This is a genomic window from Vogesella amnigena (assembly GCF_042648905.1).
Classification (GTDB): domain Bacteria; phylum Pseudomonadota; class Gammaproteobacteria; order Burkholderiales; family Chromobacteriaceae; genus Vogesella; species Vogesella amnigena.
The window spans coordinates 161,184-180,269 of the sequence record NZ_JBHRYH010000021.1 but is presented as its reverse complement, the minus strand read 5'-3'; the positions used below and the strand labels follow the sequence as shown (position 1 = coordinate 180,269).

At 62.5% G+C, this 19,086-nt stretch carries 17 protein-coding genes; 13 read left to right on the top strand and 4 right to left on the bottom strand.

Translation table 11 applies throughout. The annotated features are described in order from the left end of the window. Positions 1-34: 34 nt before the first annotated feature. The 6 genes from murC to lpxC all read left to right on the top strand — a co-directional run bounded on the left by murC (position 35) and on the right by lpxC (position 6,631). A complete protein-coding gene (gene murC / locus ACFOKJ_RS10715; protein ID WP_390279384.1) occupies positions 35-1,429 on the top strand; it encodes a UDP-N-acetylmuramate--L-alanine ligase in 1,395 nt (464 codons plus the stop codon). 51 nt (positions 1,430-1,480) lie between these two features. Continuing rightward, positions 1,481-2,392: a D-alanine--D-alanine ligase gene (locus ACFOKJ_RS10710; protein ID WP_390279382.1), complete on the top strand. Its 912-nt coding sequence runs from the start codon at positions 1,481-1,483 to the stop codon at positions 2,390-2,392. Further along, positions 2,382-3,110: a cell division protein FtsQ/DivIB gene (locus tag ACFOKJ_RS10705; protein ID WP_390279380.1), complete on the top strand. Its 729-nt coding sequence runs from the start codon at positions 2,382-2,384 to the stop codon at positions 3,108-3,110. The genes ACFOKJ_RS10710 and ACFOKJ_RS10705 overlap by 11 nt, the downstream gene beginning before the upstream one ends. 41 nt (positions 3,111-3,151) lie before the next feature. Next, on the top strand, positions 3,152-4,363 hold the full coding sequence (gene ftsA, locus ACFOKJ_RS10700; RefSeq protein ID WP_390279694.1) for a cell division protein FtsA: 1,212 nt from the start codon (positions 3,152-3,154) through the stop codon (positions 4,361-4,363). A 71-nt stretch (positions 4,364-4,434) separates the two neighbouring features. Then, positions 4,435-5,622: a cell division protein FtsZ gene (gene ftsZ, locus ACFOKJ_RS10695; protein ID WP_390279378.1), complete on the top strand. Its 1,188-nt coding sequence runs from the start codon at positions 4,435-4,437 to the stop codon at positions 5,620-5,622. A gap of 97 nt (positions 5,623-5,719) precedes the next feature. After that, a complete protein-coding gene (gene lpxC, locus ACFOKJ_RS10690) occupies positions 5,720-6,631 on the top strand; it encodes a UDP-3-O-acyl-N-acetylglucosamine deacetylase (RefSeq protein WP_390279692.1) in 912 nt (303 codons plus the stop codon). Positions 6,632-6,679: 48 nt separating this feature from the next. On the opposite strand, the gene ACFOKJ_RS10685 is transcribed toward lpxC, so the two are convergent. Both ACFOKJ_RS10685 and ACFOKJ_RS10680 read right to left on the bottom strand, forming a co-directional pair. Then, the gene (locus tag ACFOKJ_RS10685) at positions 6,680-7,198 is read right to left on the bottom strand and encodes a CNP1-like family protein (protein WP_390279376.1); all 519 of its coding nucleotides are present in this window, start codon (positions 7,196-7,198) and stop codon (positions 6,680-6,682) included. Continuing rightward, entirely contained in the window at positions 7,195-7,971 is a 777-nt protein-coding gene (locus tag ACFOKJ_RS10680; RefSeq protein WP_390279374.1) for an NRDE family protein, read from the bottom strand. Before ACFOKJ_RS10680 ends, ACFOKJ_RS10685 begins: the two co-directional genes overlap by 4 nt. 72 nt (positions 7,972-8,043) lie before the next feature. On the opposite strand from ACFOKJ_RS10680, the gene ACFOKJ_RS10675 reads away from it, so the two are divergent. The 7 genes from ACFOKJ_RS10675 to oppF all read left to right on the top strand — a co-directional run bounded on the left by ACFOKJ_RS10675 (position 8,044) and on the right by oppF (position 15,234). Then, positions 8,044-8,274 carry a sulfurtransferase TusA family protein gene (locus ACFOKJ_RS10675; RefSeq protein WP_390279372.1) on the top strand — a complete coding sequence of 77 codons (231 nt, stop codon included), beginning with the start codon at positions 8,044-8,046 and terminating at the stop codon, positions 8,272-8,274. Positions 8,275-8,325: 51 nt separating this feature from the next. Beyond that, positions 8,326-9,357 (top strand): dihydroorotase, encoded by a 1,032-nt coding sequence (pyrC, locus tag ACFOKJ_RS10670; RefSeq protein WP_390279370.1) that lies wholly within the window; start codon positions 8,326-8,328, stop codon positions 9,355-9,357. A gap of 237 nt (positions 9,358-9,594) precedes the next feature. Further along, entirely contained in the window at positions 9,595-11,199 is a 1,605-nt protein-coding gene (locus tag ACFOKJ_RS10665) for a peptide ABC transporter substrate-binding protein (RefSeq protein WP_390279368.1), read from the top strand. A 196-nt stretch (positions 11,200-11,395) separates the two neighbouring features. Further along, positions 11,396-12,316: an ABC transporter permease subunit gene (locus ACFOKJ_RS10660; protein ID WP_390279366.1), complete on the top strand. Its 921-nt coding sequence runs from the start codon at positions 11,396-11,398 to the stop codon at positions 12,314-12,316. Positions 12,317-12,337: 21 nt separating this feature from the next. After that, a complete protein-coding gene (locus tag ACFOKJ_RS10655) occupies positions 12,338-13,246 on the top strand; it encodes an ABC transporter permease subunit (protein WP_390279365.1) in 909 nt (302 codons plus the stop codon). A 10-nt stretch (positions 13,247-13,256) separates the two neighbouring features. Further along, positions 13,257-14,255 (top strand): oligopeptide/dipeptide ABC transporter ATP-binding protein, encoded by a 999-nt coding sequence (locus ACFOKJ_RS10650; RefSeq protein ID WP_390279363.1) that lies wholly within the window; start codon positions 13,257-13,259, stop codon positions 14,253-14,255. Further along, entirely contained in the window at positions 14,248-15,234 is a 987-nt protein-coding gene (gene oppF / locus ACFOKJ_RS10645) for a murein tripeptide/oligopeptide ABC transporter ATP binding protein OppF (RefSeq protein WP_390279361.1), read from the top strand. The genes ACFOKJ_RS10650 and oppF overlap by 8 nt, the downstream gene beginning before the upstream one ends. A 77-nt stretch (positions 15,235-15,311) precedes the next feature. Here the strand turns inward: oppF and ACFOKJ_RS10640 are convergent, their stop codons facing one another. Together ACFOKJ_RS10640 and secA are read right to left on the bottom strand one after the other, a co-directional pair. Continuing rightward, complete coding sequence (locus tag ACFOKJ_RS10640; protein WP_390279359.1) at positions 15,312-16,130, bottom strand: CPBP family intramembrane glutamic endopeptidase; 819 nt, start codon at positions 16,128-16,130, stop codon at positions 15,312-15,314. 63 nt (positions 16,131-16,193) lie between these two features. Further along, positions 16,194-18,902, bottom strand: a complete 2,709-nt coding sequence (gene secA / locus ACFOKJ_RS10635; RefSeq protein ID WP_390279357.1) for a preprotein translocase subunit SecA — start codon at positions 18,900-18,902, stop codon at positions 16,194-16,196. Positions 18,903-19,086 lie beyond the last annotated feature (184 nt).

The following is a 19,086-nucleotide window of genomic DNA, read 5'->3' as shown; positions in this document are numbered from 1 at the left end:
GGGGCCCGACGGGACCCGAGCAAGAGAAGACATCATGAAACATCGCGTCAAACACATTCACTTTGTCGGTATCGGCGGCGTGGGCATGTGCGGTATCGCCGAGGTGCTGTTGAACCTGGGCTACACCGTGTCCGGTTCCGACATGGCCGACAATGCCGCCACCAAGCGCCTGACCGAGCAGGGTGCGCGCATCCACTTCGGCCACGACGCCACCTATATCCAGGGCGCCGACGTGGTGGTGACCTCCACCGCGGTGAAGGCGGACAACCCGGAAGTCATGGAAGCCCAGGCGCGCCATATCCCGGTGATTCCGCGCGCGATGATGCTGGCCGAGCTGATGCGCTTCAAGCAGGGCATCGCCATTGCCGGCACCCACGGCAAGACCACCACCACCAGCCTGACTGCATCGGTGCTGGGGGCGGCCAAGCTGGATCCGACCTTCGTGATCGGTGGCAAGCTCACCGCCGCCGGTACCAATGCCCGCCTGGGCAGCGGTGAATACCTGGTGGCCGAGGCCGACGAATCCGATGCCTCCTTCCTGCATCTGCAGCCGGTGATGGCGGTGATCACCAATATCGATGCCGACCACATGGACACCTACGACCACAGCTTCGACAAGCTGAAGCAGGCGTTCATCGATTTCGTGCACCGCCTGCCGTTTTATGGCCGCGCGGTGCTGTGCGTGGATGACGAGCACGTGCGCAGCATCGTGCCGGCGCTGAAAAAGCCGGTTACCACCTATGGCCTGGACGACAGTGCCGACATCTACGCCGAGAACGTGGTAGCCGACGCCGGTCGCATGCATTTCGATGTGGTGGTGAAAGGCGAAGACCTGCGCTTCCCGATCACCCTCAACATGCCGGGCCGCCACAATGTGCTGAACGCGCTGGCTGCTACCGCCATCGGCCTGGAATGCGGCGCCGACGTGGCCGCCATCCAGCAGGGGCTGGCCGAGTTTGCCGGCGTGGGTCGCCGCTTCCAGCGTTACGGCGATGTCGCTGCAAAAGAGGGTGGCAGCTACACCCTGATCGACGATTACGGCCACCACCCGGTGGAAATGGCCGCCACCCTGGCCGCCGTGCGTGGCGCCTTCCCGGACAAGCGCCTGGTGCTGGCCTTCCAGCCGCACCGCTACAGCCGCACCCGCGACCTGTTCGAAGATTTCGTGAAAGTGCTGTCCACCGTGGACGTACTGCTGCTGGCCGAGGTGTACGCCGCCGGCGAAGCGCCGATCGTGGCCGCCGACGGTCGCGCGCTGGCGCGTGCGGTGCGCGTGGGCGGTAAGGTGGAGCCGCTGTTCGTCGAACAGATCGTCGACATGCAGCAGACCATCAGCGATATCGCCCGCGACGGCGATGTGGTGATCACCATGGGCGCCGGTTCCATCGGCGGTATTCCGGCCAAGCTGGTATCCGCCGCCAAGGCCTGACACAGACAGAAGGTTGGCCGCGTGCGCTACACGCGGCAGCAAGGAAGCAAGATGAAGCAGTTTGGCAAAGTGGCAGTAGTGATGGGTGGCAGCTCGGCGGAGCGCGAAGTGTCGCTGATGAGCGGCAGCGGCGTGCTGGCCGCACTGCAGAGCAAGGGCGTGGATGCGCACAAGTTCGACCCGTCGGAACAGCCGCTGTCGGCATTGCAGGAAGAGGGCTTTAGCCGCGTGTTCAACATCCTGCATGGCCCGTTCGGCGAGGATGGCACCCTGCAGGGCGCGCTGGAAGCCATGGGCATGCCCTACACCGGCTGCGGTGTGCTGGCCTCGGCCATCTGCATGGACAAGTGGCGCACCAAGCTGCTGTGGAAGGGCGCCGGCCTGCCGATTCCGGCCTTCGAACTGCTGAACGACAACAGCGATTTCGCCGCCATCGAGCAGCAACTGGGCCTGCCGATTTTCGTGAAGCCGTCCACCGAAGGCTCCAGCATCGGCGTGACCAAGGTGAAAAATGCCGGCGAGCTGAAGGCTGCCTACGAGGAAGCCCGCAAGTACGACAGCATCGTGATCGCCGAGCAGTTCATTGGCGGTGGCGAGTTCACCTGTGCGGTGATCGACGACAAGGCCTACCCGACCATCAAGATCGAGCCGGCCACCGAGTTCTACGACTACCAGGCCAAGTACTTCCGCGACGACACCGTGTACCGCTGCCCGTCCGGGCTGGCGCCGGAAGTAGAGCAGCGCGCACGCGAGCTGGCGCTGCAGGCCTTCCGCGTACTGGGTTGCCGCGGCTGGGCGCGGGTGGATTTCCTGATGGACGAGCAGGGCGGCATCTACCTGCTGGAAGTGAACACCAACCCGGGCATGACCAGCCACAGCCTGGTGCCGATGGCAGCGCGGGCGGAAGGCCTCGGGTACGAAGATTTGTGCGTGAAGGTGCTGGCAGCCGCTCATGTGGGATAACCATGCAGTACTGCGGGCAGTGGCCAACCTGCTGCTGACCGCCTCGTTGTTGATGTTGCTGTATGCCGGGGGCTACTGGCTGACACATGCCCCGCTGTTCCCGGTGAAGCGGATTCACATCGGTGGGGAAGTGAGCAAGGTAACGCCGGTGCAGTTGAAGTACATCGCGCAGAACGAGCTGACCGGCACGTTCTTCACGCTGGACATCGACAAGACCCGCGCCGCGTTCGAGAAGCTGCCGTGGGTGCGTCAGGTACAGGTGCGGCGCACCTGGCCGGACCAGCTGGATATCCGGGTCAGCGAGCACGTGGCGCTGGCGCGGTGGGGGGATTCGGGGCTGATCAGCACCGAAGGTCGCTGGTTCGATGCCGCCAGCGATCAGCCGCTGCCGGTGCTGTTCGGCCCGGCGGCGACGGAAAAGGAAATGGTGAAGATGCTGTTGGCCGCAAGGCAGCAGCTGATGCCGGTACGCCTGCAGCCGGTTCGACTGTGGTTGTCGGAACGCGAGGCGTGGCGGATGGAACTGGATAACGGGATCACGCTGGAACTGGGGCGTGGCGCGGTAGAGGAGCGGCTGGCGCGGTTTGCGCTGCACTGGCCGAGAAGCCTGGCCACGCTGCCCTACCACATCAGCTATGTGGACCTGCGTTATCCCAACGGATTCGCCGTGCGGATGCCTGATTACAAGGCGCCGCCGGTGGCAGCAAAGAAGCTTTGAGCTTGGAGTGACAGGTGAGCAAACCTAAGGAAAGCAAGAACATGCTGGTCGGCCTGGATATCGGCACGTCCAAGATCGTAGCGATCGTGGCGGAAGTGCTGGAAGAAGGGCAGATCAATATCGTCGGCATGGGCCAGGTGCCGTCGCGCGGTCTGAAACGCGGCATGGTGGTGAATATCGAATCCACGGTGCAGGCGATCCAGCGCGCGCTGGAGGAGGCCGAGCTGATGGCCGACTGCAAGATCAACGAGGTGTTTACCGGCATTGCCGGCAGCCACATCAAGAGTGTGAACTCGCACGGCATGGTGGCGATCAAGGATCGCGAAGTCACCCAGATGGATATCGACCGCGTGATCGAAACCGCACGCGCGGTGTCGATTCCGCCGGACCACCAGGTGCTGCACATCCTGACCCAGGAATACAGCATCGACGGCCAGGAAGGCGTACGCGAGCCGCTGGGCATGAGTGGCGTGCGGCTGGAAGCCAAGGTGCACATCGTCACCGGCGCGGTATCCGCCGCGCAGAACGTGGCCAAGTGCGTGCGTCGTTGCGGGCTGGAAGTGTCCGACCTGGTGCTGCAGCCGATGGCCTCGGCCAACGCCGTGCTGTCCGAGGACGAGCGCGAGCTGGGCGTGTGCCTGATCGATATCGGCGGCGGTACCACCGATATCGCGGTGTATGCCAACGGCGCCATCCGCCATACCGCGGTGATTCCGATTGCCGGCGACCAGATCACCAACGATATCGCCATGGCGCTGCGCACCCCGACCAAGGAAGCCGAGGACATCAAGATCCAGCATGGCGTGGCGCTGGTAGGCCTGGCCGACCCGTCACAGATGATCGAGGTGCCGGGCGTGGGCGAACGCGGCCCGCGCCAGATGTCGCGCGCCACCCTGGCCGAAGTGATCGAGCCGCGGGTGGAAGAGCTGTTCCAGCTGGTGCAGCAGGAGCTGCGCCGCAGTGGTTTCGAGGAAGTGCTGTCCTCCGGCATGGTGCTGACCGGTGGCGCCAGCCTGATGCCGGGCATGGTGGAGCTGGCGGAAGAAGTGTTCCACATGCCGGTGCGCATCGGCGTACCGAAGTATGTAGGTGGTTTGTCCGAGGTAGTGAAGAACCCGCGCTTCTCGACCGGCGTGGGCCTCTTGCTGTACGGCAAGGACCAGATGCAGCCCCGCAGCGGCCACAAGGCCGACAACGGTGGAGTGGGGCAGATGTTCCAGAAGATGAAGGCATGGTTTGCCGGCAACTTCTGATCGTGCAGGTTTCAGGTAGCAAACAGCTTAAGTAGTCCGTCAATAGCTCATCTTTTTACAGGAGAGGAAAAATGAGCGGCATGGTATTCGAAGTAATGCAGGAGACTGCCAGTGCGGCAGTCATCAAGGTGATCGGTGTCGGCGGTGGCGGCTGCAACGCCATCGACAACATGATCGACAGCAAGGTATCCGGCGTGGAATTCATCTGCGCCAATACCGATGCCCAGGCTCTGCAGCGCAACAAGGCCGCGCTGAAGATGCAGCTGGGTAACAACCTGACCCGTGGTCTGGGTGCCGGCGCCAACCCGGAGGTTGGCCGCAGTGCCGCGCTGGAAGACCGCGAGCGCATCGCCGAGATGCTGCGTGGCGCCAACATGGTGTTCGTTACCGCCGGCATGGGTGGCGGTACCGGTACCGGTGCGGCTCCGGTAGTGGCCGAAGTGGCCAAGGAACTGGGTATCCTCACCGTGGGCGTGGTGACCCGTCCGTTCGAACACGAAGGCCGCCGCACCCGCGTGGCCGGCGATGGCATCGACCTGCTGAAGAAGCACGTGGATTCGCTGATCGTGATCCCGAACGAGAAGCTGATGGCAGTGCTGGGCGAAGACGTGACCATGCGCGAAGCCTTCCGCGCCGCCGACGACGTGCTCAAGGGCGCGGTAGCCGGTATTTCGGAAGTGATTACCTGCCCGGGCCTGATCAACGTCGACTTTGCCGACGTGCGCGCGGTGATGGGTGAAATGGGCCTGGCAATGATGGGTTCCGCCTACGCTTCCGGCATCGACCGCGCCCGCGTGGCCGCCGAGCAGGCCGTGGCCAGCCCGCTGCTGGATAACATCACCCTGGAAGGCGCACGTGGCGTGCTGGTGAACATCTCCACCGCCCCTGGCTGCCTGAAGATGAGCGAATACCGCGAGATCATGAGCATCATCCGTCAGTACGCCGACGAAGATGCACAGGTGAAGTTCGGTACCGCCGAAGTGGAAGACATGCCGGAAGACACCATCCGCGTGACGCTGATCGCTACCGGCCTGGGCCAGAAGCCGCAGTCCGGTCGCACCGAGCGCCCGGATTACATCAAGGTGCTGAAGACCGGTACCGACAATGTCGCAATGGAAGTGAACTACGCCGATCTGGAAGCGCCGGCAGTGATCCGTGGTGGCCGCAACCGCCGCGCACCGATGTCGGCGGACTTTTCCGATCCGGAAGTGAGCGAGTCCTACGACATTCCGGCATTCCTGCGCAAACAGGCAGACTGATAGTTCCTGCTTATTGAAGGCGGTGGCTGAATCAATCGGGGCGTAAAAGGCCCTGTGATAACATTGCCGCAATCAATTTGTCAGGGATGTATTCATGATCCTGCAGCGCACGCTGAAACAGACGATCAGCGCAACCGGCGTTGGTTTGCACTCCGGCGAGCGGGTGAAACTCACCCTGCACCCGGCTGCGCCCGATACCGGCATCGTCTTTCGCCGCACCGACCTGCCCGCGCCGGTCGAGGTGGCGGTACAACCGTCGCTCGTGAACGACACGCGCCTCTCCTCGACGCTGGTGACAGACACCGGCGTGCGTGTCGGCACGATCGAGCATTTGATGTCCGCTTTTGCAGGGCTGGGCATTGATAACGTGGTTGTCGATGTAACGGCGGCAGAGATTCCCATCATGGATGGCTCTGCCGCACCGTTCATCTTCCTGTTGCAGACGGCTGGCATCGAGGAACAGGCCAGACCGAAGAAGTTCATCCGGGTGAAAAAGCCGGTGGAAGTGGTGGAAGGCGACAAGTGGGTGAAACTGCTGCCGCACGAGGGCTTCAGCGTGGAGCTATCGATAGAATTCAACCACCCGGCGTTCAACCGCGCACCGCAGAAGGTGCATATCGATTTCGCCAGCCGCTCGTATATCGACGAGATCAGCCGCGCGCGCACTTTCGGCTTCATGCACGAGGTGGAATACATGCGTCAGCACGGGCTTGGTCGTGGCGGCAACCTCAACAACGCCATCGTGATCGACGACGAGTACGTGCTCAATCCGGAGGGGCTGCGCTTCCCGGACGAGTTCGTGCGTCACAAGATTCTGGATGCCATCGGCGATCTGTACATCGTCGGCCATCCGCTGATTGCCGCCTTCAGTGGCCACAAATCCGGCCATGCACTCAACAACAAGCTGCTGCGCGTGTTGCTGGATACTCCGGATGCCTGGGAGTTTGTGTCCTTCAGCCAGCCGGAGCAGGTGCCGTCCAGCTTCCACCGCCTGCCTGAGGTGGAGTAGCGGGTGGTGAACAATAAAAAGCCGTGATCGACTGATCACGGCTTACGTTTACTGTGCTTTGCCTGCGCGTTGCAGATTGGTGATCACTTCGGCGGCTGTTGCTGGCGTCCAGCCTTGCGGACACAGGATTGTCACCAGCTCCCGGCGCAGCAGGTCGCTGACATCCAGCTTGCGCCACTGACTGTTCTGCGAGCTGATCCAGCGCTTGTTGACCGGGTCGCCGAAGGCATAACTGCGATAGCTGCGCTGCTCGCAGAGCAGGCCTTCACGGCTGATATTCTCTACCCCACTCTTGCTGGCCTGGCGCAGGGAGAAGCGGATCACCTGGTCGGGGCCAAGCTGCAGGTCCGCGGTATTGACGAAAATCTGCGGCCGGATGGTGACCGGCATCTCCAGCTGCAGCCATTGTGGCTGCAGCGGATAGGGCACCAGTGCCTGCTCCTGTTCCACCCACGGTTTGTCGTTTTCCATCACATAGGCATTCGGCTTGCGGTTGTCCAGATTGAAGGCCGCCATACCTTGTGCCGATAGCAGCAACAACAGCGCGCTGCATGCAAACTTGTTCAAATTGATCTCCTGGGAATACCGACAGTGAACTGGTAGCGACGGCGACCGGTTTCGCGGCCACTCATGTCCCAGCTCACTTCGGCAAAGCCGACATCACCGCGCGCGGTGACCGTCAGCAGCGATGAGGCGCGCGTACCGTAGTCGCGGCCTACGATAAAAACAGGGGACAGCAGTTTCTCCAGTGCCAGACCGACCCCGGTATTGGGGAGTTCCGCCACCTCGGCCGCGGTGCGGTCGCATAGCCAGGGCAGTACCTCGGCTTCGGCCGGCGGGCGGCGCAGGGTCTGCAGGTGGCCGCGCAGCCGCTCGCTCTTGAACCATGGCGTATCCATCTCGGCATTGGACAGTACATGAATGCCAGGGTTGAGCCGGTTGAGCTGGCCGCTGCGGCTGCTGAAGTGCAGCAGATCGTTATAACTGCCGAACAACAGGTTGAATGGCCCGAATTCGTGGCGATGCTCGCGCAGCCACTGTGCATAGCTGAGCGCATCCTCATCGCCGGTAACGAAGCGCTGCACCAGCTCGCCGCGCGAACGAGCGGGCGGTGACTGGGGCCGGCCGTCGCGGATGTGGGTTACCGCCGCCAGGCGACCACGGGTATCGATGGCCAGCCAGCTGCCGCCAGCCTGCAGGTCGCGCCCGCCAAGGGTCTGCGGTGCATCCTGCCAGTAATCCAGTGGCGCGGCTGGGCGGCGGTAGTACTCGTCGCGATTGGCGAGCAGCACCAGCGGGCCAAGGGCCGGGGTCTTGTAGGCAAGGGCAATGATGCACATGGCTGGGGTTTTGCGGGCAAGCTCATTAAAATGACCGGTTTATTGTAGCGACTAAGCGTGCACGGAGCGACTATGCAAGCAGATCAACAGCTGGATCTTTCCGGCCTCAATTGTCCGTTACCGATCCTGCGATCCAAGAAGGCACTGGCCAGCATGGAAACTGGCCAGGTGCTGTCGGTGATTGCCACCGACCCGGGCGCCCCCAAGGATTTCGAGGCCTTCTGCCGCCAGACCGGCAACCAGTTGCTGGAGTCCGCGGTGACTGCGGAAGGCAAATACCTGCTGGTTATCCGCCGCAAATAAGCTTGCGGCCAACCCTACCGGATTCATCCATACCGAACAGAAAGGCCCGACATGAAACTGACCATTACCCGTCCGGACGACTGGCACCTGCACCTGCGTGACGGCATCGCCATGCAGGCGGTGCTGCCGGATACCTGCCGCCAGATGGGCCGCGCCATCGTGATGCCCAACCTCAAGCCGCCGGTCACCACGGTGGAAGCCGCCGCCGCCTACCGCGAGCGCATCCTGGCCGCGCGGCCGGCCGGTAGCAAGTTCGAACCGCTGATGACGCTGTATCTGACCGAGACCACCACCGCGGAAGAAGTGCGCAAGGCCAAGGCCAGCGGCTTCGTGCACGGCATCAAGCTATACCCGGCCGGCGCCACCACCAACTCCGACGCCGGCGTGCGCGACGTGGCCAATGCCATGGTAGCGCTGGAAGCCATGGCGGAAGTGGGCATGCCGCTCTTGGTGCACGGCGAAGTGACCGACCCGGCGGTGGACGTGTTCGACCGCGAGGCCGTGTTCATCGATACCGTATTCGAGCCGCTGATGCAGCGCCTGCCGCAGCTGCGCGTGGTATTCGAGCACATCACCACCCGCCAGGCTGCCGAGTACGTGGCTGCCGCGCCGGACAATGTGGCGGCCACCATTACCGCCCATCACCTGCTGATGAACCGCAATGCGCTATTCACCGGCGGCATCCGCCCGCATCACTACTGCCTACCGGTGCTGAAGCGCGAAGTGCATCGCGAGGCACTGGTCGCCGCTGCTACCAGCGGCAGCAGCAAGTTCTTTCTGGGTACCGACAGCGCGCCGCACGCCCGCCACACCAAGGAAAACTCCTGTGGCTGCGCCGGCATGTACACCGCCAATGCCGCCATCGAGCTGTACGCCGAGGCCTTCGAGCAGGCGGGGGCACTGGACAAGCTGGAAGCGTTCGCCAGCTTCAACGGCCCGGCATTTTATGGCCTGCCCCGCAATGCCGATAGCGTGACGCTGGTCAAAGAAAGCTGGCAGGTTCCGGCTACTCTTGCCTATGGTGAAGAGGAACTGGTGCCGTTGCGGGCCGGCGAGCATGTTCACTGGCGATGCCTGCCATGATCTAAACTCATGGCTTGGCATGAAAATGGTGTGTTTACCACATTTCTATGTATGAAATGCTACGCATTGGCGGGGGTTTAGCGACAAAACCGGGTTTTCTATCTTGTGGCAGCTATGTGTGCTGTGCATAATGGCCTCGCCTTTGCGTACTGTATCCACACAGATTGTTTTTCAGAACGACCTGCGGCAAGCAGGTCGTTTCTTGTTCAAGGAGAGCAGGAGAATATGAAAAAAGCGATGACTATCAGCGTAGTAGCTTCCGCCGTTGCCCTGGCCCTGGTTGCCCCGAGCGCCCTGGCCGCCAAGGTGCCGGCTGGTGTACAACTGGCTGCCAAGCAGGAACTGATCCGTAACAACGGTTCCGAAGCCGAATCCCTGGACCCGGCCCTGGCCGAATCCGTTGGCGCCAACAACATTGCCCGTGACCTGTTCGAAGGTCTGACTGCTACCGACGCCGATGGCAAGGTAGTACCGGGTGTAGCCGAGTCCTGGAAACAGACCGATCCGACTACCTGGGTGTTCAAGCTGCGCAAGAACGCCAAGTGGTCCGATGGCGGCAACGTTACCGCTGACGACTTCGTTTACGGCATCCGCCGCTTCCTGGATCCGAAAACTGCATCTCCGTACGCCACCACCTACGGCATCTTCCTGGTGAACGGCCAGGAAGCCGCCGAAGGCAAGAAGCCGCTGAGCGAAGTCGGCGTCAAGGCAATCGACAAGTACACCCTGGAAATCAAGACCCCGTACCCGGTAGCCTTCATGCCGGAGCTGGTGTCCAACACCCAGCTGGGCCCGGCACCGAAAGCCGCTATCGAGAAGTTCGGCAAGGACTGGACCAAGCCGGGCAAGCTGGTAAGCAACGGCGCCTTCGTGCTGAAAGAGTGGATGGTGAACAGCAAGCTGGTCATCGAAAAGAACCCGACATACTGGGACAAGGCCAACGTACAGCTGAACAAGGTAACCTACCTGCCGGTTGAAGACGGTTTCGCCGACGTGAAACTGTTCCAGTCCGGCGAAAACGACTGGGTATACCAGCTGCCCCCGGGCACCTACGAGAAGTACAAGGCCGAACTGCCGAAAGATATCCGCAATGCCCCGATGCTGGGCCTGCGTTACTACGGTCTGAACGCCAAGGACCCGATGATGAAGGACATCCGCGTACGCAAGGCGCTGTCCATGGTCATCGACCGCGACATCCTGTCCTCCAAGATCACTGCTGACGGCCAGGTTCCGGCTTACAGCGTAGTGGTGCGTGGTACCGCCGGTGCCGACGTGACCACTTACGACTGGGCCAAGTGGCCGATGGCGCAGCGCGTTGCCGAAGCCAAGAAGCTGCTGGCAGCTGCAGGCGTGAAGCCGGGCACCAAGATCAAGTTCACCTACAACACCAGTGAATACCACAAGAAGATGGCGATCTTCGCCGCTTCCGAGTGGAAGTCCAAGCTCGGCCTGGATACCGAGATGGAAAACATGGAGTTCAAGGTGCTGCTGAAGAAGCGCCATGACGGTGACTACCAGATCGCCCGTAACGGCTGGGTAGCCGACTACAACGACGCCACCACCTTCCTGGCGCTGGTGCAGTGCGGCAACGACCAGAACGACAACGGCAACTGCAACCCGAAGGCAGAAGAGCTGATCAAGCAGGGCAACCAGTCCAAGGATGCCGCCAAGCGCAAGCAACTGCTGACCCAGGCTACCAAGATGATCATGGATGACTACCCGATGATCCCGCTGCTGCAGTACACCGTACCGCGTCTGGTGAAGTCCTACGTTGGTGGTTACTCCACCAAGAACCCGATGGATCGTTACCGCAACAAGGACCTGTACATCATCAAGCACTAAGCGCGTGATGTCGTGGGGGAGGGTGACCTCCCCTGTCCGCCAAGGCCGGGCCCCGTACCACGGAAGCCCGGCTTATAGTTGTTAGTAGTGCTGTCGGTGAGTCTGGTGCCGGCTGTCCCCACAAGAGACAGGCGGGTGCTTGCACGCACTCGCACCGACCAGACGAACTCCCTCCCCGACTTGGAGTCTCCCTGATATGTGGTCTTACGCTTTTCGCCGCGTACTGATGACGATACCCACGCTGTTGCTCGTCATCACTGTCTGTTACCTGATGCTGCACGCCACCCCGGGCGGCCCGTTCGATACCGAACGCAAGGTGTCCGAAGCCGTGCTGGCCAACCTGCAGGCCAAGTATCACCTGGACCTGCCGCTGTGGCAGCAATACCTCTATTACCTGAAGAGCCTGCTGCAGGGTGACCTGGGCGCCTCTTTCCGCTACGCCGACTGGAGCGTGAACGACCTGGTGGCCAATGCGCTGCCGGTATCGCTGGCCATTGGCGGCGGCTCGCTGCTGATTTCGGTGTTCATCGGTGTCGGTCTCGGCATCATTGCCGCGCTGCGCCAGAACAGCATCATCGATTACCTGGTGATGCTGATCGGCAACCTGGGCAGTGCCTTCCCGTCCTTCATCATCGGCCCGGTACTGATCATGGTGTTCGCCATCTGGCTGAAGGTATCGCCGGCCGGTGGCTGGAACGATTTCCAGCTGGCCTACATGCTGCTGCCGATGGCGCTGCTCACCTTCATCAACGTGTCCACCATCGGCCGCGTGATGCGTGGCAGCCTGATCGAAGTGCTGAACTCCAACTTCATCCGCACCGCCAAGGCCAAGGGCCTGCCGCTGCGTACCATCGTGTTCCGTCACTCGCTGAAGCCGGCGCTGATGCCGGTGGTATCGGTGCTGGGGCCGCTGGCGATTTCCTCCATCACCTCCGCGGTGGTGACCGAGTCGGTGTTTTCCTTGCCGGGCCTGGGCAAGCTGATCGTGAACGGTGCGGCCAACCGCGACTACACCCTGGTGCTGGGTCTGGTGGTGCTGGTAACCGTGGTGGCCGTGGTGCTCAACCTGCTGGTTGACCTGGCCTACGCCCTGCTTGATCCGAAGATTCGCTACTAAGCGCTACGAGGAATACCCAACATGTTGTCCCGTAAAAAACAGCAAGCCGTGGCCGAAGCCATTGCGGCCAACGTGGCCGTGGACGGCCGCAGTCCGTGGCGCGATGCCCGCGACCGCTTCTTCCGCAACAAGGCTGCCGTAGTCAGCCTGATTTTCCTGACCCTGATCACCCTGGCCTGTATCTTCGGCCCGATGGTGCTGCCGCACAGCTATGAAGATACCGACTGGGATGCGATGAGCCTGGCGCCTACCATGCTCAATAGTCACTACTTCGGTACCGATGAGCTGGGCCGCGACCTGCTGGTGCGCTGCCTGATCGGCGGCCGCATCTCGCTGATGGTGGGCCTCCTGGCCACTATCGCCTCGGTGACCATCGGCATTATCTGGGGCGCCACTGCCGGCTTCCTCGGCGGCAAGGTGGATACCATCATGATGCGCCTGGTGGACATGATGTACGCCGTGCCCTATCTGCTGATCGCCATCCTGATGGTGACCCTGCTGGGCCGCGAGTTCTACCTGGTGGTGCTGACCATCACCGTGTTCTCGTGGATGGACATGGCGCGCGTGGTGCGTGGCCAGACGCTGTCCATCAAGTCCAAGGAGTACATCGAGGCGGCACGCGCCATCGGTGTATCCACCAGCAGCATCATCTTCCGCCACGTGGTGCCGAACCTGCTGGGCATCGTGGTGATCTACACCACCGTGACCGTGCCGGGCGTGATCCTGACCGAGTCGGTGCTGTCCTTCCTGGGCCTGGGCGTGCAGGAGCCGATGACCAGCTGGGGCGTGCTGATCGAAGACGGCACCGGCGTGATGGAAACCACACCGTGGATCCTGCTGTTCCCGGCAGCCATGTTGTCCATCACCCTGTACTGCGCCAACTACATTGGCGATGGCATGCGCGACGCGCTGGACCCGAAGGATCGTTGAGGAGCACACCATGAGCCTGTTGCAAGTAAAAGACCTGGGGGTGCAGTTCCAGACCCCCGATGGCTATGTGTATGCCGTCAACGGAGTGAACTTCGAGCTGGAAAAGGGCCAGACCCTGGGTATCGTTGGTGAATCCGGCTCCGGCAAGAGCCAGAGCGTGCTGGCGATGATGGGCCTGCTGGCCAAGAACGGCAAAGCCACCGGCGAGGCGCTGTACAACGGCAAGAACCTGCTGACGATGAGCCCGAAGGAACTGAACAAGATCCGCGGCGACCGCCTGTCGATGATCTTCCAGGACCCGATGACCTCGCTGAACCCCTATCTGACGGTAGAGCGCCAGATGACCGAGGTGCTACAGCTGCACAAGGGCATGACCCGTCGCGAGGCGAAGAAGCGTGCCATCGAGCTGCTGGAAGCGGTACGCATTCCGGAAGCCGCACGCCGCATCGACATGTACCCGCACGAGTTTTCCGGTGGCATGCGCCAGCGCGTGATGATCGCCATGGCACTGCTGTGCGAGCCGGAAGTGCTGATTGCCGACGAACCCACCACCGCACTGGACGTGACCGTGCAGGCGCAGATCCTCAGCCTGCTGAAGGACCTGCAGCGTGACTTCGGCACCGCCATCGTGATGATTACCCACGACCTGGGCGTGGTAGCCGGCCTGTGCGAAAAAGTGATGGTGATGTACGGTGGCCGCGTGATGGAGTACGGCAAGGCCGACGACATCTTCTACCGCCCCAGCCACCCGTACACCATCGGCCTCTTGGGCGCGCTGCCGCGCCTGGACCACGAGGGCGATACCCTGGTGAGCATTCCCGGCAACCCGCCGAACATGGCGCACATGCCCAAGGGCTGCCCGTTCTCCGAACGCTGCGCCCATGCCAACGCCCACTGCGCCGAAGTACTGCCGGCGCTGGAAGCCGCCAGCAACAATCCGTCCGTGCTGCGTGCCTGTCACAAGCCGGTAGCCGAACTGCAGATCATCAAGGAGAAGGCACATGTCTGAGCGCCAGCCCATCCTGTCGGTCCGCGATGTCAAGGTGCACTTCCAGGTGAAGAGCAGCAACGCCTGGCCGTGGACTCCGAAGAAAACCCTGAAAGCGGTCGATGGCGTCAGCTTCGACCTGTACGCCGGTGAAACCCTGGGCGTGGTCGGCGAATCCGGCTGCGGCAAGTCCACCCTGGCCCGCGCCATCCTCAACCTGCACCCGGCAAAATCCGGCGAAATCGTGTGGATGGGCAAGGACCTGCGCAAAGGCAGCGACAAGGACTGGCTGGCGGTGCGCAAGGACATCCAGATGATCTTCCAGGATCCGCTGGCGTCGCTGAACCCGCGCATGAACATCGGCCAGATCATCGGCGAGCCGCTGCGCGTGCATCGCCCGGAGCTGTCCGCCGCCGAGGTGGACAAGCGTGTGCGTGCCATGATGGGCAAGGTCGGCCTGCGCGAGCAGATGATCAACCGCTACCCGCACGAGTTCTCCGGCGGTCAGTGCCAGCGTATCGGCATCGCCCGCGCGCTGATCCTGGAGCCCAAGCTGATCATCTGTGACGAGCCGGTTTCGGCGCTGGACGTATCCATCCAGGCGCAGATCATCAACCTGCTGAAGGATCTGCAGCGCGAAATGGGCCTGGCGCTGATCTTCATCGCCCACGATCTGGCAGTGGTGAAGCACATCTCCGACCGCATCCTGGTGATGTACCTGGGCCGGGAGATGGAGCTGGCAGAGAAGCACGCGCTGTACGACGCCCCGAGCCACCCGTACACCCGCGCACTGCTGTCGGCGATTCCGATTCCGGACCCGAAGCTGGAAAAGAACAAGCAGATCCAGATCCTGCAAGGCGACCTGCCCAGCCCGATGAACCCGCCGTCCGGCTGCGTGTTCCGCACCCGTTGCCCGCTGGCGCAGGAACGTTGCGGCAAGGAAGACATCGTGCTGCATCGCGTCAGCGACGCCTCGCAGAGCTCCTGCCTGCTGGTGTAAGCCGGCAAGGCTGACCCTGTGTGCAAAACCCCGCTGCGGCGGGGTTTTTTCATGCTGCGGCAGCCGAGCACTGGGGTCTATTGCAACTGCGGATAACTCAGCAGCGCCAGGTGCAGGCTGTTGAAGGCGACATGCGTGAGGATGGCCCAGCCCAGCCAGCCGCCGGCACGATAGATCAGTGCATAGGCCATGCCGGCGATGGCTGCGCACAGCACCCATGCCGGACCACCGGCGGCATGGGCCAGACCGAACAACAGGCTGCAGACCACTATTCGTTGCAACGGGGGCCAGGCTGCGGGTAGTAGCTGTGGCAGCGCCCGGCGGAACAATGCTTCTTCCGCCACGCTGGTGAGCAGCAGGTTGCCAGCCAGCCAGTAAGGCCACCACTGCGGCCATTTCATATCGATACGTACCAGCCCCAGCAACAGCGCGGCTATGGCGGCCAGTGCCAGCAACAGGGTGGCGGCCAACAGTTGCGGCCAACGTTGGCCGCAAGCTGGACGCCACTCCGGATAGAGCAGGAGCAGCAGGCAGCCAGCCAGTAGCTTGTCCAGGCTCCAGCGCAGCAGGTAGGGGCTGCTGTCCACTGCCAGCTGCCCCTGCCACAGCGTCTTGCTGGCAAAGCCGGGCAGCAGGTGCAGCCCCAGCGCCAGGGCCAGCAGCCACAATACGGCCAGCGTAACAGGGCCAGGCCGTAGCCCTTGGCGCGGTAGCAGCACGGCGGCCAGCAGCAGTGGCGGCAGCGCGGAGAGGCTCATCCAGCCGCCCCACAGCGCTGTCGGCAGGCTGATCGCCAGCAGCAGCAGGCCGCAGCGGCGCTGCGCGCCTAGCAATGCCAGGCTGGCGGCGGCCAGCAGCAATATGGCAGGCCAGCTGGAGGCGGGGAGGTTGGGCATGGTTTCCTGGCAGCAACAAAAAACCGCCAACCTCGGTTGGCGGTTTGCTGGACAGTCAGCGTTTTAGGCCAGCTTGCCGTGGCACTGTTTGTAGCGTTGACCGCTGCCGCACGGGCAGGGGTCGTTGCGGCCAACGCGGATGCCCTGTGCTGCCAGTGCTTCCGGCGAGTACGGGTTGCCTTCCGCTTCGGCATCCGGCAGCAGCGCATCGTGGTGCATTTCCATGCCTGCCACTTCGTGCGGGGTCACGGCGTCCATGTCGGCATCGCTGCGCACTTGCACGGTCATCAACACGCTGACCACGCTGTGCTTGATACGGTCCAGCATGGCGGAGAACAGTTCGAAGGCTTCGCGCTTGTATTCCTGCTTCGGGTTCTTCTGCGCGTAGCCGCGCAGGTGGATGCCCTGACGCAGGTGATCCATGGCTGCCAGGTGTTCACGCCAGGTGTTGTCCAGCATCTGCAGTACCAGGCCATGCTCGAACTGCGCCATCTGCTCGGCGCCCACCAGTTCCACTTTCTCGGCGTAGCTGGCGGCAGCCTGGTCCAGGATGCGCTGCTTGATGTCCGGAATATCCAGTGTCGGCTCGGCCTGCAGCCATTGCGCTACCGGGGCCTGCAGCAGGAATTCGGCTTCCAGTGCACGTTCCAGGCCCGGCAGATCCCACTGTTCTTCCATCGATTCCGGCGGCAGGTGCAGGTCTACCAGGTCGGACAGTACGCTCTCGCGCATATTGGTGACGATGGCGGAGACATCGCTGTCTTCCAGGATCTCGTTGCGCTGCTGGTAGATCACCTTGCGCTGATCGTTGGCCACGTCATCGTATTCCAGCAGCTGTTTGCGGATGTCGAAGTTGCGGCCTTCCACCTTGCGCTGCGCGTTTTCGATGGAGCGCGATACCCACGGGTGCTCGATGGCCTCGCCATCCGGCATCTTCAGCTTGTCCATGATCATGGCCACGCGGTCGCCGGCGAAGATGCGCAGCAGCGGATCTTCCAGCGACAGGTAGAAGCGGCTGGCGCCCGGGTCGCCCTGGCGACCGGCACGGCCGCGCAGCTGGTTGTCGATACGGCGCGATTCGTGACGCTCGGTACCGATGATGTACAGGCCACCGGCGTTCAGTACCGCTTCGTGGCGAGCTTTCCATTCGCTGCGGATCGCCTCGATGCGCGCGGCCTTGTCGGCCTCGCTCAGCGCTTCGTCGGCTTCCACCGCCTTGATTTCCGGTTCCGGGTTGCCACCCAGCACGATGTCGGTACCACGGCCGGCCATATTGGTGGCCACGGTGATCACACCCGGACGGCCGGCCTGCACCACGATCTCGGCTTCGCGCGCGTGCTCCTTGGCGTTCAGCACATTGTGTTGCAGGTCGGCCTGGGTCAGCAGCTGCGACATCAGCTCGGAGTTTTCGATGCTGGTGGTACCTACCAGTACCGGTTGGCCGCGCTCAACGCATTCCTTGATGTCATGGATGATGGCGTTGTACTTCTCGCGCGCCGAGCGGTAGATCTTGTCCTGATGGTCCTTGCGCACCATCGGGCGGTTGGTGGGAATCACCACCGTTTCCAGGCCGTAGATGTTCTGGAATTCGTAGGCTTCGGTATCGGCGGTACCGGTCATGCCGGACAGCTTGCCGTAGATGCGGAAGTAGTTCTGGAAGGTGATCGAGGCCAGGGTCTGGTTCTCGCGGTTGATCTGCACGCCTTCCTTGGCTTCCACCGCCTGGTGCAGGCCGTCGGACCAGCGGCGGCCGGCCATCAGGCGGCCGGTGAATTCGTCCACGATCACCACTTCACCGTCCTGCACCACGTAATGCTGGTCCAGATGGAACAGTGCATGTGCCTTCAACGCGGCATTCAGGTGGTGCATCAGGGTGATGTTGCTGGCGGAATACAGGCTGTCGCCATCGGCCAGCAGGCCCATGCGGGCCAGGATCTGCTCGGCATGCTCGTGGCCGGCTTCGGACAGCAGTACGCTGTGCGCCTTCTCGTCCACCCAGTAGTCGCCTTCGCCTTCCTCGGTCTCCTGCTTTTTCAGCAACGGCGGTACCGAGTTCATGGCGCGGTACATGTCCACGTTGTCCTCGGCCGGGCCGGAGATGATCAGCGGCGTGCGGGCTTCGTCGATCAGGATGGAGTCCACCTCGTCCACCACCGCGTAGGCCAGCTCGCGCTGTACCTTCTCGCCCAGGCTGAACACCATGTTGTCGCGCAGGTAGTCGAAGCCGAACTCGTTGTTGGTGCCGTAGGTGATGTCGCTGGCGTAGGCCTGCTGCTTCAGGTCATGCGGCATCTGCGACAGGTTCACCCCCACGGACAGGCCGAGGAAGTTGTACAGCTTGCCCATGATGCCGGCGTCGCGGCTGGCCAGGTAGTCGTTGACGGTAATGACATGCACGCCCTTGCCGGTCAGCGCGTTCAGATACACCGGCAGCGTGCCAACCAGGGTTTTGCCCTCGCCGGTACGCATTTCGGCGATCTTGCCTTCGTGCAGCACCATGCCGCCGATCAGCTGCACGTCGAAGTGGCGCATGCCCAGCACGCGGCGCGAGGCTTCGCGGCAGACGGCAAAGGCTTCCGGCAGCAGCGCGTCCAGGCTTTCGCCCTTGCCGTGGCGCTCACGGAATTCGGCGGTCTTGGCGGCCAACTGCGCGTCAGACAGCGCTTTCATCGCGTCTTCCATGCCATTGATGCGGGTGACAACCTGGCGGTACTGCTTGAGCAGTCGATCGTTGCGGCTGCCGAATACTTTCTTGAGAAGCGACGAAATCATCTTGTGGACATCCAGCGGCCAACGGCCGAATCGAAAAATGGGCCAAAGTTTAACACAGGCGAATCCCCAGTTAATGGGGGCGACTTTGCAGCTAATCAAGAGCTGTGCCATTGGTCAGGCCCGGCGAGGCGCTTTGCGCCGGCTGCCGGGCTTTTGCGCTACACTGCCGGTCAATTGTTTCCTC